The organism is Duganella sp. AC237 (assembly GCF_979254035.1).
In genome coordinates this window covers 927,198-940,661 of sequence record NZ_CEEDEW010000003.1, presented here as the reverse complement: position 1 = coordinate 940,661, position 13,464 = coordinate 927,198, and the positions used below count along the sequence as shown (strand labels likewise).

The following is a 13,464-nucleotide window of genomic DNA, read 5'->3' as shown; positions in this document are numbered from 1 at the left end:
CAACCGGACTAGCGCAGCGTGACGAACACCGGGTTCGAATAGAACCACAGGCTACGGTAGTTACGGTCGTTGATGTCGTTGAAACGCTGGGTGTTGTCGGTGGTGCCGGTGCGCTGGTCGGCCAACGGCTCGCCACCCTGGGTCAGGCCGGCGACATCGGTGCCGAGATTGGTGCCGCGCAGGCGGTAGTATTGGTTCTTGGTGGCGGTGGTCTCGTAGCTGATGGTGAAGTAGCCATCGGCGTCGACCTTCCAGTCGGCGCTGGTGAAGCGTTTGACCACCTTGGCGCTGGCGTTGGTGGCCACGCTGTAGGCCGCGCTGCCCTGCGCCGCTTTGGGTCCGACATCGCCGACGATCAGGTCGACGTGGTCGACCACCGGTTTGACGTTGGCGGCGGTGCCGCTGTCGACCGGCTTCTCGTAGTTGTTCTTCGCCGGGGTCTTGAAGCGGATCGTAACAACCACCTTTTCGCCGCTGGCGACCTTGATCTCTCCGCCCATCTCCTTGCGATCGTCCTTGCTGGCCAGGTTGAAGTCCAGCGCGTTGATCAGATCACCGTAGACCGAGAACATTTTGCCCGAGCGCAGACCTTGCAGCAGGTCCTTCATGGCCGGCGCGCCCTGGGCGGCGTTGAACACATAGTTCTTCGCGTACTCGCCGGGGAAGTAGCCGCTGCTGTTGCCGTTGACGATCTTGAAGTGGGTGTCGGAATCGGTCAGGTTCCAGACGCGGCGTCCCTCGCCCAACAGCGCGTCCCACACGCCGCCGACCTTGGCCACGACGTAATCGACGCCGCCATAGGCGCGCAGCGGCGCGTTTTCAGGCGTGTAGGCGGCGGTGTAGCCGCCACGATCCGGCTCCATCTGGTTGCCGACCATGCCTTCGATCGCGAACATGATGTTGGGCGCGATGTCGTTGAAGCGGCGGAAGTCGTCGACCGTGTAGCTGCCCTTGTTGCGCGACGGGTGGTTGATGACCGCGTAGCTGGTGTCCGGGTAGTTGTCCTTCAACCAGTTGATCGCCTTGAGCGCGTCGTCGGCGGTCTTGTTGTAGCGGGTTTCGCCGTACCTGGCCTTCCACGCGGCGACATCGGCGGCGTCGAACATGGCCGGATCGCGGGTAGTGAACAGGTACTCGAATTCTTTCATGCCCTTGGTGCTGGTGGTCAGCTTATCGGTGCCCTGGAACAGGCCGATGCCGATATGGTCATGGGTCGGCATATCCCACTCGAAGCCGCTGAAAATCAGCTTGTCGGCATAGGTGCCGGCCGCCTGCAAGGCCTGCACGCGCGGGATCTCGTAGCGCTCCGCGCCGATCGACATCGGGATCGAGGTATCGAGTGTCGCACCCTTCTCGTCGCGCGTCGATACGCGCAAGTGGTTGGACACCGCCATCCAGTCCAGGCCAAACGTGGTGAAGGCCTTGCCCAGCACCTTGTCGAGCGTCTGGCTGACATCCGCGTCGGCCGACTGCGTGGTGTGGGTGTGCAGATCGCCGGCGATCCAGCGGCCGCTCGGCAACGGCGGCACGTTGCTGCCGACGGGCTGGTCGCCACCGCCACAGGCGACGGCCGCGACGACGATTGCGACGGCCGTCGGAATCAGCAGGAGACGGGTGGAGAAGGATGTATTGCGCTGCATGCTATTGTCCTGAAAGTGAGTGCGGAGAAGCCGGCACACTAGCATTTGCGTGTGACGGCACGATGACCGGACGGCAAGCGCCGCGCGCAAAACTGCTATCATCGGGGGCTGTCGCGCACCGGCTGCGCGCGCGTTCGAAAACTCAAACAGGGATGTTAAAAAAATGACTATTGGCGGAAAGACCATAGAGCAGGCTTTGTCGACGTTATCCGATATGACCGCGGGCGCGGTCCCGATCGGCAAGGAGGAGCATCTGCAGCGCGTCGAACGCGCCCAGGCCTTCATGCGCCAGCAGGGTATCGCCGCGATCTATGTCAACGCCGGCGCCAACATGACCTACTTCACCGGCACCAAGTGGCATGCCAGCGAACGTATGGTCGGCGCGATCATCCCGGCCAGCGGCGCCGTCGAGTACATCGCCCCGGCGTTCGAGGAAAGCACGCTGAAGGACTTCATGCTGGTCGAAGGCCCGGTCAACTGCTGGCAGGAACATGAAAGCCCGTACCGGCTGTTCGTCGATACGCTCAAGCGCATGGGCATCGCGCCCGCCGCCGGTGCGGCCGCGCCGCGCGTGGGCATTTGCGAAAGCGCCGCCTTCTTCATCTACGACGGCATCCGTCCGCTGGCCGACGGCTATGCGCTGGAAAACGCCAGCACCGTGACGGCGCACTGCCGCACCCGCAAATCGGCCAACGAGATCGCCCTGATGCAGCGCGCCAAGGACATGACGATGGCGGTGCACGTGGCCGCCGCCAGCATTCTGCGCGAGGGCATCACCACCGTCGAAGTGGAGCAGTTCATCGACCGCGCGCACCGCAAGGTCGGCGCGTCGGGTTCGTATTTCGTTATCGTGCTGTTCGGCGAGGCGACCGCGTATCCGCATGGCGTGAGCTACGTGCAGACGCTCAAGCCGGGCGACACGGTGTTGATCGATACGGGCTGCAAACTGCATAACTACATCTCCGACATCACCCGCACCTATGTGTACGGCGAGATCAGCGAGCGTCAGCGTTCGGTATGGAACAGCGAGAAGGCGGCGCAGCTGGCGGCCTTCAACGCGGCGCAACTGGGCGTGCCGTGCGAGGAGGTGGACCAGGCGGCGCGGCGTTCGCTGGAGGCCGACGGTTTCGGTCCCGGCTACAAGCTGCCAGGCCTGCCGCACCGCACCGGTCACGGTATTGGACTGGATATCCACGAGTGGCCGTATCTGGTGGGCGGCAACAAGACGCCGCTGGACGTGGGCATGTGCTTCTCGAACGAGCCGATGATCTGCATCCCCGGCGAATTCGGCGTGCGCCACGAGGACCATTTCTACATGACCGAAAACGGTCCGAAGTGGTTCACCGAGCCGGCGCACAGCATCGACGATCCCTTCGGCCTGGCGCGTTGAGAGTGGCGATGCAGACTGCGACGCTACTCAGCCTGGCCGCCTCGATCACGTGTGTCGGCCTTTTCACGAAACAGAAGAACTGGGTGCTGGCGGCGGCTTTCGCCTTTTCCTCGATCTACACGATCCTGGACAAGGCGATTTACATCGCGGCGGTGCCGGCGTTTGTCATTCCCTGGTGCGCGTATATCTTTTTCGCGCTGGTCGGATACGAGGTTTTCCGGAAGGTCGTTCTCAGCTAAAAAAACGGGGTCAAGTCTAACATTCGTACACGAGCTGAGCAGCATAGTGCTTCAGTCCGTGTACGAATGTTAGACTTGACCCCGAAGTTTTAGGCCTGGATGCGTTTGAGGGCGCGGTGGAAGCGCAGCGGGACGGTGACGGGGAACGCGTTTCCTACCGGCCGGCCGACGATGATCGGGCCGAACATGGCGCGCAGCGGCGAGGCGCTTTTGCGCACGAAGGTGCGGCCTTGCGCCGTTTCCGCCGCCGGGATGTAGCCGAATTGGGCGATCCGGCCCAGGAAGGCGGTGCTGCCCTCGGCCGACACCATGCCGCGTACCGGCAAGTGCTCGATCGCCGCCGATGCGATGTAGCCGGCAAAGCCCAGCAAAACGATCCGCAGCACGCCGACCAGATCCCAGCCGCGCGGCAGCTGCGTCACCACAAACAGACATGCCACCGCCACCGCGATGGTCAGCCAGCTGCGCGGGTTTTCCAGCGGATTGAGAACGATTTTGTGTTGGGTGATGGTGCTCGCCATGACTGCCGCCTGCTTAAAAATAAAGCGCTATTGTGACCGGCGGCGACCAAAAAGGAAAGCACCCTCCCCTATCAAGCGCGCTTCATCACCAGGGTGAGGATGTCGTAACTGGCCACCAGTTCGTCGTTCTGGTTGGTGACCTGCACATCCCACGCGACCACGCCCTGGCCGACGCCCTTGTCGTCGGTGCGGTTGCGGTCGACCTTGCGCTTGCAGGTCAGGCGCGCCCGGATGGTGTCGCCGATGGCCACCGGCGTGATGAAGCGCAGGTTGTCCAGCCCATAGTTTGCCAGCACGGGCCCTGGCGCCGGCGAGACGAACAGGCCGGCCGCCGCCGACAGCACGAAGTAGCCGTGCGCGATGCGCTTGCCGAACTGCGTGTCCTTGGCGGCGATGTCGTCGAAGTGCATGTAGAAATAGTCGCCCGAGACGCCGCCGAAGTTGACGATGTCCGCCTCACTAACGGTACGGCGGTGCGTGAGCAGCGAGTCGCCGATCTTGAGGTCCTCGAAATGCCTGCGGAACGGATGCACTTCGCTCTCCTGCACCCTGGCGCCGCGCACGTACTCGCCGGTCACCGCCGCCAGCATCGTCGGCGAGCCCTGAACCGCCGCGCGTTGCAGGAAGTGGCGCACCGCCCGGATGCCGCCCAGCTCTTCCCCGCCGCCGGCGCGTCCCGGCCCGCCGTGCTTGAGCTGCGGCAGCGGCGAGCCGTGGCCGGTGGAGTCGACCGATGCCTCACGTTCCAGTATCAGCACACGTCCGTGCGAAGCGGCGGCCACCGGCACGGCGTAGGCGGCGATGGCCGGCTCCTTCGTCACCAGGGTCGATACCAGGCTGCCCTTGCCGCGCGCGGCCAGCGCCAGCGCTTCGTCGATGCCGTTGTAGCTGATGATGGTGCTGACCGGGCCGAAGGCTTCGACATCGTGCACGGCGTCGTTGACCATGCCGTCGCGGCACAATAGCAGCGTCGGTGCGAAGAAGGCGCCGTCGGCGACGCCGTCGCCCACCGGCTTGAAGCCATCGCCCTCACCGAACAGCACCTCGTTGCCGCGCGCGAGCATCGCCAGCCGTTCGGCGACGTCGCGCTGCTGGTCCCTGGATGCCAAGGCGCCCATGCGCACACCTTCGACCGACGGGTCGCCGACGCTGACCTTGGCCAGGCGCTCGCGCAGCCGCGTGCCGACCGCGTCGACCAGGTTCTCCGGGACGATGATGCGGCGGATCGCGGTGCACTTCTGCCCCGCCTTGCCGGTCATCTCGCGCGCCACTTCCTTGACGAACAGGTCGAACTCGGGATCGTCCGGCGTCACGTCCGGCGCCAGGATGGCGCAGTTGAGCGAATCCGCCTCGGCGGTGAATGGTACGGAATGAGCGATCAGGTTGCGGTTGACGCGTAGTTTCGCGGCGGTGTCGGCGGAACCGGTGAAGGTGACCACGTCGGCGCCTCCAAGGCGATCCAGCAGGTCGCCGGTGCTGCCGATGACCAGCTGCAGCGCCCCTTCCGGCAGCAGTCCGGATTCGTGCATCATCCGCACCACCGCCTCCGTCAAATAGCTGGTGGCGGTGGCCGGCTTGCCGATGCACGGCATCGCCGCCAGGAAGCTGGGGGCGAACTTCTCCAGCAGGCCCCAGATCGGGAAGTTGAAGGCGTTGATGTGCACCGCCAGGCCGCCGCGCGGCACCAGGATGTGGGTGCCTGAGAAGCCGCCGTTTTTACCCAGCGCCATGGCCGGGCCTTCGTGCAGCACGTTCGACGACGGCAGTTCGCGTCCGCCCATGCTGGCGTAGGCGAAAAGAGTGCCGGTGCCGCCTTCGATGTCCACCCAGCTGTCGGCGCGGGTGGCGCCGGTCAGGTGCGAGATCGCGTACAACTCCTCCTTGCGGCCGACCAGGTACAGCGCCAGCGCCTTCAGGCGCGCGGCGCGCTGCTGGAAGTCGAGCTTCATCAACGCCGGCACCCCGGTCTTGCGGGCGTAGGTGACGGCTTCGTCGAAGTCGATGCGCTCGGCGTGGGTGTGATAGATCAGCGAGTTGTTCAACGCGCTATGCAGCGGCGTCGAGGCTTCGCGGCCGATCCAGCGGCCGCCGATCAAGCTTTGCAGGGTTGATACGGGAGTTGAAATTCGTGCCATGTATATTCTCCGTGATTTACGCCGAGGCGTTCTTCTGCAGGTGCAGCGGCAGCGAGCTTTCCCACTCGATGCGCCTGCGGTCCGCTTCCACTTCGGTCAGCGCGTCGACCTCGCGCATGGTGTGCATGGACCGCACGGCCAGCTCCTGGTATTGGCCGGTGCCTGCGGTCTTCCATTGAATTTCGTCGTCGCGCAGTTCGCGCACCACCTTGGCCGGCGTGCCGACCACCAGGCTGCGGGCAGGCACCTCCATGCCGGCGCGGACGAAGGTCATGGCGGCGACAATGCTGTCGGCGCCAATGACGGCGTTATCCATGATCACGCTGTTCATGCCCACCAACGCGTTGCGGCCGATGCGGCAGCCGTGCAGCACCGCGCCGTGGCCGATATGGCCGTCCTGTTCGACGACGGTGTCGGCGCCGGGGAAGCCATGCATGACGCAGGTGTCCTGCAGATTCGCCCCCTCCTCCAGTATCAGCCGTCCGAAGTCGCCGCGCAGCGCCGCCAGCGGGCCGACGTAGCAGCGCGGCCCGACGATGACGTCGCCGATCAGCACCGCGCTCGGATGCACGTAGGCGGTCGGGTGGACCACCGGGGTAACGCCATTGATTTCGTAAACCTTGACCATGTCCGCTCCTCAGGCGCGGTCGCGCGGCCGCTGGTCGACCACGCGGCGCGCCTTGCCCGTCAGCGTGCGCTCGATGCCGTTGGCAGCCATCACCCGCACCTTGGTGGTGACGCCGACGTTGGTTTTGATACGCTGTTCCAGCTCGCGGGCCAGCGCTTCGATTTCGCCGTCCGGCAGGCCGCCCGCTTCGCCGCGCAGTTCGGCCAGCACATCGAGCTTGTCCAGATGGCCGTCGCGGGAAACGATCAGCTGATATTGCGGCGCCAGTTTCGGCATCTTGAGTATCAGTTCCTCGATCTGCGACGGGAAGACGTTGACGCCCCGGATGATCAGCATGTCGTCCGAGCGGCCCGTGATCTTGCCGATGCGGCGCATCGAGCGCGAGGTCGCCGGCAGCAGCCGCGTAAGGTCGCGCGTGCGGTAGCGGATGATCGGCAGCGCCTCCTTGCTCAGCGAAGTAAATACCAGCTCGCCCTCCTCGCCGTCCGGCAGCACCTCTCCCGTTTCGGGATCGATGATCTCCGGATAGAAGTGGTCTTCCCAGATCACCGGGCCATCTTTGCTTTCGATGCATTCGCTGGCGACACCAGGCCCCATGACTTCGGACAGGCCATAGATGTCGACCGCGTCGATACCGGCGCGCTGCTCGATCTCGGCGCGCATGGCGTCCGTCCACGGCTCGGCGCCGAAGATGCCGACCTTGAGCGAACTGGCGGCCGGATCGAGGCCCTGGCGCTGGTATTCCTCGATGATGTTCAACATGTACGACGGCGTGACCATGATGATCGACGGTTTGAAGTCCTGGATCAGTTGCACCTGCTTCTCGGTCTGCCCGCCGGACATGGGGATGACCGTGCAGCCAAGCCGCTCGGCGCCATAGTGCGCGCCCAAACCGCCGGTGAACAAGCCGTAGCCGTACGAGATGTGTACCATGTCGCCGCGACGTCCCCCGGCCGCCCGGATCGACCGCGCCACCACGTTCGCCCAGGTGTCGATATCGTTCTGGGTGTAGCCGACCACCGTCGGCTTGCCGGTGGTGCCGCTGGAAGCATGCACCCGCACCACCCGGTCCTGCGGCACGGCGAACATGCCGAACGGGTAGTTTTCGCGCAGCTCCTTCTTGCCGGTGAACGGGAACCTGGCGATATCGGCCAAGGTGCGCAGGTCGTCCGGATGCACGCCGGCGGCGTCGAAGGCAGCGCGGTAGTGCGGGACGTTGTCGTAGGCATGCTTCAGCGACCACTGCATGCGCTGCAGCTGCAAGGCCTGAAGCTCGTCCTTGCTGGCGCGCTCGATCGGTTCCAGATCGGACGGCTCGGGGATGCGTTGGACCATCGGTGTCTCCTCCGTATTTATATGACTTCGCCGCCGACGCGCAACGACTTACCCCGGAACAGCGCGATCGTCCGGCCTTCCTGGTTAGTGACCTTGACGTCGTAGACGCCGCTCTTGCCGCTCAGCGCCAGCTCCACCGCTTCGGCGGTGAGGACGTCGTGCAGCCTGCCGGGTGCGAGGTAATCGATGGTGCAGGCCGCGCCGACGGTGTTCAGGTTGTAGCTGTTGCAGGCGAAGGCGAACGCGCTGTCTGCCAGCGTGAAGATAAAGCCGCCGTGGCAGCTCTGGTGGCCGTTGAGCATATCGGGGCGTATGGTCATCGACATGCTGGCGCGGCCAGGACCGACCGCGTTGATCGTCATCCCCAAGCCCTTCGAGGCGGGATCGCGCGAAAACATGGCGTCGGCGACCTTCTCCGCCAACGACTGCGCCTCAGGCTTATGCATGAAAAGCGCCTCCGCCGGCGTGCTTGCGGCGCAGTAGCGGGGAGACGCGATAGCGGTCCTCCCCGTAGCTGGCGGCCAGGTTGTTCAACACGGTCACGATCTGGCCGATGCCGATCGCGTCCGCCCACGCCAGCGGTCCGCGTGGATAGTTGACGCCCTTCTGCATGGCGATGTCCGCCGCCTCGGCGCTGCACACGCCCTGGTTGACGGCGTCGGCCGCCTCGTTGGCGAGCATGGCGACGCTGCGCATGACGGCCATGCCGGGAACGTCGTCCAGCCGGGTGACGGCAAAGCCGGCGGCCTGGAACAGCCCCACCACCGACTGATACGCCGCCGGCGAGCATTGATCGGCGCAGGTGACGGCAATGCGGGTGGCGGTGGCGTAATCCAGCGCCAGGTCGAACAGCACCGTGTCCGGATGCTGGTTGTCGCGCGCCCGCTGGGTGGCGCTGCGGCCGTCGGTCAGATAGACGGCGGCGCCATTGCAGTGAAAGGCAGGCGCGCCGTCCGCACCGGCGGCGTGCCCGCGTGCCTCCGGCGACTGCCGATGGGTGACGGTGATGCCGGCCGCGCGCAGGCGTTCGGCCAGCGCATCGGCGGCCGCGCTGCCCGCGACGCGCGGCGCGCCAGCCTTCGCACCCTGCTCGACGGTGTAGCTGACGAACTCCGGCACCGGCTGCGCGGCCTCGGTTTGCGGTTGCGGCGAACCAGTGGCGCCATCGCCGTAATGATAAAACCCCCGCCCCGATTTACGGCCCAGATATCCGGCGTTGACCATCTCCTGCTGCAGCACCGACGGCGTAAAGCGCGGATCGTTGAAGTAGGCGCTGAACACCGATTGCGTGACCGAGAAGTTGACGTCATGTCCGATCAGGTCCATCAATTCGAATGGCCCCATGCGAAAGCCGCCCGCTTCGCGCATGATGGCGTCGATGGTGGCGGCATCGGCGGCTTGCTCGTTGAGCAGGCGCCAGCCCTCGGCATAAAACGGCCGCGCGACGCGGTTGACGATGAAGCCCGGCGTCGACTTGGCGTGCACCGGATTCTTGCCCCACGCGGCGGCGGTGTCGCACACGGTTTGCGCGACAGCGGCGCCGGTCGCCAGGCCGCTGATCACTTCGACCAGCGCCATCAACGGTACCGGATTAAAGAAATGCATACCGACCAGGCGCTCCGGCTTGCGCAATTTGGCGGCAATGGCGGTGACCGAGATCGATGACGTGTTGGTGGCGAGGATGCAGTCGTCGGCGACGAGTGCTTCCAGCTCCGCGAACAGGCCGCGTTTGGCGTCGAGGTTCTCGACGATGGCCTCCACCACCAGGCCCGCGCCGGCCACGTCGTTAAGCGTGACGGCGGCCCGCAAACGGGCGATGGCCGCCGCTGCTTCAACTGCGCTCATGCGCTCCTTCGCCACCAGCTTGTTGAACACCAGCGCGATATCGGAAATGGCCTTGGCCACCGCTTCGGGGCGGGTATCGTACAACTTGACGGTGTAGCCGGCGACGGCGGCCACCTGCGCGATACCGGCGCCCATCGCGCCGCTGCCGATGACGGCGACCAGACGGTCCTTGCTCAAAGCTGCCATGCTTATTTCCCCTGGAATTGCGGTGCGCGTTTTTCCATAAAGGCGGCGACGCCCTCGCGGTAGTCCTCGGTGCGACCCAGTTCGCTCATCATGCCGCATTCGAGCGCCAGCTGCTGCTGCAAGGTGTTGTGCGGGCTGGCGTACAGCGCCTGCTTGGTGAAGGCCAGGCCCTTGGTCGGCGCGGTGGCGAAGTGGCGCGCCATGGCCATTGTTTCGGCGGCCAGTTCCTCGTCCGGCACCGCCTTCCAGATCAGGCCCCAGGCCTCGGCCTTTTCGGCGCTGAGTTTTTCGCCCAGCATGGTCAGGCCCATGGCGCGGGCGCTGCCGATCAGGCGTGGCAAGAAGTAGGTGCCGCCGGTGTCGGGAATCAGGCCAAGTTTGCAGAACACCTCGACAAACGATGCCGACTTGGCGGCGAGGACGATGTCGCACGCCAGCGCGAGGTTGGCGCCAGCGCCGGCCGCCACGCCGTTGACGGCGCAGATGACGGGCATCGGCAAGCCGCGCAGCGCCAGCACCAGCGGCGCGTAGTTCTTTTCGACCGAGTCGCCCAAATCGACGGCGCGCGCGCCCGGCTCCACCGCGCGGTCGGACAAGTCCTGGCCGGCGCAGAAACCGCGCCCGGCGCCGGTGAGGATCAACACGCGCACGCTCTTGTCGGTGCCGACTTTGTGGACGGCGTGGCGCACCTCGTCGTGCATCGCCTGCGTGAAGCTGTTCAGTTTATCGGGACGGTTCAGCGTGAGCTGGGCGATGCCGTCGTTGATCTCAAATAGGATGTTCTCGTAGTTCATGGCGTCTCCGTATTATTCGGCCTGGTCGAAGTCGATGACGACCTTGTCGGTGATGGGGAAGCTCTGGCAGCTGAGGACATAGCCGCGCGCGATTTCGTAGTCCTCCAGCGCGTAGTTGACGTCCATGTCGACTTTACCTTCGAGCAGTTTGCAGCGGCAGGTGGAGCACACGCCGCCCTTGCAGGAATAGCGCATGTCGATGCCGGCGCGCAGGCCGGCGTCGAGCAGCGACTCCTTGTCCTGGTCCATGGTGAAGCTGCTGGCGCTGCCGTCCATGATGACGGTGACTTCGGTTTCGTGGCGCGCCGCTGCCGGATCGAGCGCGCGTGGCTTGTGCTGGTGTTTGGGGATGCTGGCGGCGAACAATTCGATCTTGATGTCCGACTTCGGCATGCCCGCTTCCTGGAGCGCTTCGGACACGCCCAGCATCATGTCTTCCGGGCCGCAGATGAAGGCGACGTCGATGTCTTCCACACGCACCCAGTGCCGCAAAAACTGCGCGCATTTGTCCTTGGTGATGCGGCCGTTGAACAATTCGATGTCCTGCTGCTCGCGGCTCATGACGTAGGCCAGCTTCAGGCGGTCCATATAAGTGTCTTTGAGGTCCGACAGCTCGTCCTTGAAGATCACCGACGACGAGGCGCGGTTGCCGTAGAAGAGCGTGAAGCGGCTGTGCGGTTCGACCGCCAGCGTGGTCTTGATGATCGACAGGATCGGCGTAATGCCGCTGCCGGCGGCGAAGGCCAGGTAGTGCTTGTGGTTGGCGGCGTCCAGCGGCACGTTGAAGTGGCCCATCGGCGGCATGACGTCGAGCGTCGAACCGGGTTTGATCGACTCGTTGGCCCAGCTGGAGAACAGACCGCCCTGCGTGCGTTTGATGGCCACGCGCAGCGCGCCCTCGTGGACGGCCGAGCAAATCGAGTACGAGCGGCGCACGTCCTCGTCTCCGATGATGGCGCGCAGGGTCAGGTGCTGCCCTTGCTGGAAGCGGAAGCTGTCCCGCAGCTCGGGCGGCACGGCAAAGGTGACGGCGATGGTGTCGCGCGTTTCGTTGCGCACTTGCGAGACGGTCAACGGATGGAATTTGCTCATGGTCGTTAGTGGCACTTGAAGTAGTCGAAAGGCTCGCGGCAGTCCAGGCATTTGTACAGCGCCTTGCATGGCGTGGAGCCGAACTGGCTGGTGATCCCGGTGTGGGAAGAGCCGCAATTGGGGCAGACGATGGCGACGCGCGGTTGCGGGCGGCGCGAAATGGCCGCCAGCGCGCCGCCGCGCGTGCCACCTCCCAAGCCGCTGATGTCGATCACCTGTTCGGCGGGCGGCGCGATGCCGTAGCCCGACAACTTGGCCTTGCCCTCCTCGCTCATCCAATCGGTGGTCCAGGCGGGCGACAGCTGGTTTTGCAGCCGCACATCCACGACGCCATGCCCGTGCAGCGCCTCGGTGATCGCGTCGGCGATGACCTGCAACGCCGGACAGCCGGAATAGGTCGGCGTGATGGTGACCGTGCAGACGCCATCATCGAACCGCACGTCGCGCACGATGCCCAGGTCGACGATCGAGATGACCGGAATTTCAGGATCGGACACCTCGGCCAACCAGGACCAAACCTGGGCTGCGCTCAACGCGGGAGCTTCTAAAACGGCGGCTGTCATCTCGCTACTCCTACCACTCGGCGCCGGGATAGGCGCGTTGCAGGAACTGCATCTCGGCCAGTATGTATCCCAGGTGCTCGGAGTGGCGCCCCTGCTTGCCGCCCTTTTGCATCCAGGCGTCGGCCGGCGGCATGGTCAGCGTCGCCTCGGCGAAGATCTCGGCCACGTGGGCCAGCCACTGCGCACGTAGTTCGTCGGCCGGCGGCGCGATGCCCTCGTCCACCATCGCGTTGTCGATGGCGTCGTAGGCGAACACTTCGCCGCTGTACATCCACAACTCGTCGGCGGCGGTCTGCGTGCGCACGTGCGCCAGCTCGGTGCTGTCGCCCAGGCGCACGATCAAGTCGCCGCTGCGGCGCAGGTGATACGTCACCTCCTTGAGCGACTTCTCGGCGATGGCGGCGATGCGCGGGTCGGCGCTGCGCGTCAGCCCTTCGATCAGGAAGTAGTGCCAGGTGTCGAAGTAAAACTGCCGCATCATGGTGTCGGCGTAATTACCGTTCGGCTGTTCCAGCAGCAGGCAGTTCTTGAAGTCGTGGGCGTCGCGGTGATAGGCCAGCTTGTCCTCATCGCGGCCGGCGCCTTCCAGTTCGGCGGCGTATTCGTACCACAGGCGGGTCTGGCCGAGCAGGTCGAGCGCGACGTTGGTCAGCGCCATGTCCTCCTCCAGCGCCGGGCCTTTGCCGCACAGCTGCGACAGCTGCTGGCTCAGAATCAGCGCGTTGTCGCCCAGGCGCAGCAGGTAATTGACTTTGTTATCCACGATGCGCTCCGCTTACAGGTTCTTGACTTCGGCCGGCATCGGGAAGAAGGTCGGGTGGCGATAGACCTTGCTGTTGGCCGGCTCGAACAGCGCGCCCTTGTCGCTTGGGCTGCTGGCGACGATGTCGGCGGCGCGCACCACCCAGATGCTGACGCCTTCATTGCGGCGCGTGTAGACATCGCGCGCGTTGTTGACGGCCATTTCGGCGTCCGGGGCGTGCAGGCTGCCGACGTGTTTGTGCGCGAGACCGTGCTGGCTGCGGATGAATACTTCCCACAGGGGCCATTCTTTGCTCATGCTTTGCTCCTATTTATCCTAGTGGCGGCGCTTGGC

Annotated in this window: 14 protein-coding genes; 2 read left to right on the top strand and 12 right to left on the bottom strand. The window is 65.0% G+C overall.

The genetic code is table 11. From position 1 onward, the window contains the following. Nucleotides 1-8: 8 nt before the first annotated feature. A complete protein-coding gene (locus AC0IYS_RS04525; RefSeq protein ID WP_471704053.1) occupies nt 9-1,640 on the bottom strand; it encodes a CehA/McbA family metallohydrolase domain-containing protein in 1,632 nt (543 codons plus the stop codon). A 163-nt stretch (nt 1,641-1,803) separates the two neighbouring features. Between AC0IYS_RS04525 and AC0IYS_RS04520 the strand changes: the two genes are divergently transcribed. After that, nucleotides 1,804-3,030 carry a M24 family metallopeptidase gene (locus tag AC0IYS_RS04520; protein ID WP_471704052.1) on the top strand — a complete coding sequence of 409 codons (1,227 nt, stop codon included), beginning with the start codon at nt 1,804-1,806 and terminating at the stop codon, nt 3,028-3,030. Nucleotides 3,031-3,038: 8 nt separating this feature from the next. Next, complete coding sequence (locus AC0IYS_RS04515) at nt 3,039-3,269, top strand: hypothetical protein (RefSeq protein ID WP_471704051.1); 231 nt, start codon at nt 3,039-3,041, stop codon at nt 3,267-3,269. A gap of 89 nt (nt 3,270-3,358) precedes the next feature. Here the strand turns inward: AC0IYS_RS04515 and AC0IYS_RS04510 are convergent, their stop codons facing one another. The 11 genes from AC0IYS_RS04510 to paaB form a co-directional block, all read right to left on the bottom strand. Then, nucleotides 3,359-3,790, bottom strand: a complete 432-nt coding sequence (locus AC0IYS_RS04510) for a hypothetical protein (RefSeq protein WP_471704050.1) — start codon at nt 3,788-3,790, stop codon at nt 3,359-3,361. Nucleotides 3,791-3,861: 71 nt separating this feature from the next. Then, nucleotides 3,862-5,925: a phenylacetic acid degradation bifunctional protein PaaZ gene (gene paaZ, locus AC0IYS_RS04505; protein WP_471704049.1), complete on the bottom strand. Its 2,064-nt coding sequence runs from the start codon at nt 5,923-5,925 to the stop codon at nt 3,862-3,864. A 16-nt stretch (nt 5,926-5,941) separates the two neighbouring features. After that, nucleotides 5,942-6,553: a phenylacetic acid degradation protein PaaY gene (gene paaY / locus AC0IYS_RS04500; RefSeq protein ID WP_471704048.1), complete on the bottom strand. Its 612-nt coding sequence runs from the start codon at nt 6,551-6,553 to the stop codon at nt 5,942-5,944. A 9-nt stretch (nt 6,554-6,562) separates the two neighbouring features. After that, complete coding sequence (gene paaK / locus AC0IYS_RS04495; protein WP_471704047.1) at nt 6,563-7,888, bottom strand: phenylacetate--CoA ligase PaaK; 1,326 nt, start codon at nt 7,886-7,888, stop codon at nt 6,563-6,565. Between the two features lie 17 nt (nt 7,889-7,905). After that, the gene (paaI, locus tag AC0IYS_RS04490; protein WP_471704046.1) at nt 7,906-8,334 is read right to left on the bottom strand and encodes a hydroxyphenylacetyl-CoA thioesterase PaaI; all 429 of its coding nucleotides are present in this window, start codon (nt 8,332-8,334) and stop codon (nt 7,906-7,908) included. Beyond that, nucleotides 8,327-9,919 carry a 3-hydroxyacyl-CoA dehydrogenase PaaH gene (paaH, locus tag AC0IYS_RS04485; protein WP_471704045.1) on the bottom strand — a complete coding sequence of 531 codons (1,593 nt, stop codon included), beginning with the start codon at nt 9,917-9,919 and terminating at the stop codon, nt 8,327-8,329. The genes paaI and paaH overlap by 8 nt, the downstream gene beginning before the upstream one ends. 2 nt (nt 9,920-9,921) lie before the next feature. Continuing rightward, the gene (gene paaG, locus AC0IYS_RS04480; protein ID WP_471704044.1) at nt 9,922-10,713 is read right to left on the bottom strand and encodes a 2-(1,2-epoxy-1,2-dihydrophenyl)acetyl-CoA isomerase PaaG; all 792 of its coding nucleotides are present in this window, start codon (nt 10,711-10,713) and stop codon (nt 9,922-9,924) included. A 12-nt stretch (nt 10,714-10,725) separates the two neighbouring features. Further along, nucleotides 10,726-11,805, bottom strand: a complete 1,080-nt coding sequence (gene paaE, locus AC0IYS_RS04475; RefSeq protein WP_471704043.1) for a 1,2-phenylacetyl-CoA epoxidase subunit PaaE — start codon at nt 11,803-11,805, stop codon at nt 10,726-10,728. Nucleotides 11,806-11,810: 5 nt separating this feature from the next. Then, nucleotides 11,811-12,368, bottom strand: a complete 558-nt coding sequence (paaD, locus tag AC0IYS_RS04470) for a 1,2-phenylacetyl-CoA epoxidase subunit PaaD (protein ID WP_471704042.1) — start codon at nt 12,366-12,368, stop codon at nt 11,811-11,813. A 10-nt stretch (nt 12,369-12,378) separates the two neighbouring features. Then, on the bottom strand, nt 12,379-13,131 hold the full coding sequence (gene paaC / locus AC0IYS_RS04465; RefSeq protein ID WP_471704041.1) for a 1,2-phenylacetyl-CoA epoxidase subunit PaaC: 753 nt from the start codon (nt 13,129-13,131) through the stop codon (nt 12,379-12,381). Nucleotides 13,132-13,143: 12 nt separating this feature from the next. Next, nucleotides 13,144-13,428: a 1,2-phenylacetyl-CoA epoxidase subunit PaaB gene (paaB, locus tag AC0IYS_RS04460; protein WP_471704040.1), complete on the bottom strand. Its 285-nt coding sequence runs from the start codon at nt 13,426-13,428 to the stop codon at nt 13,144-13,146. Nucleotides 13,429-13,464: the final 36 nt, after the last annotated feature.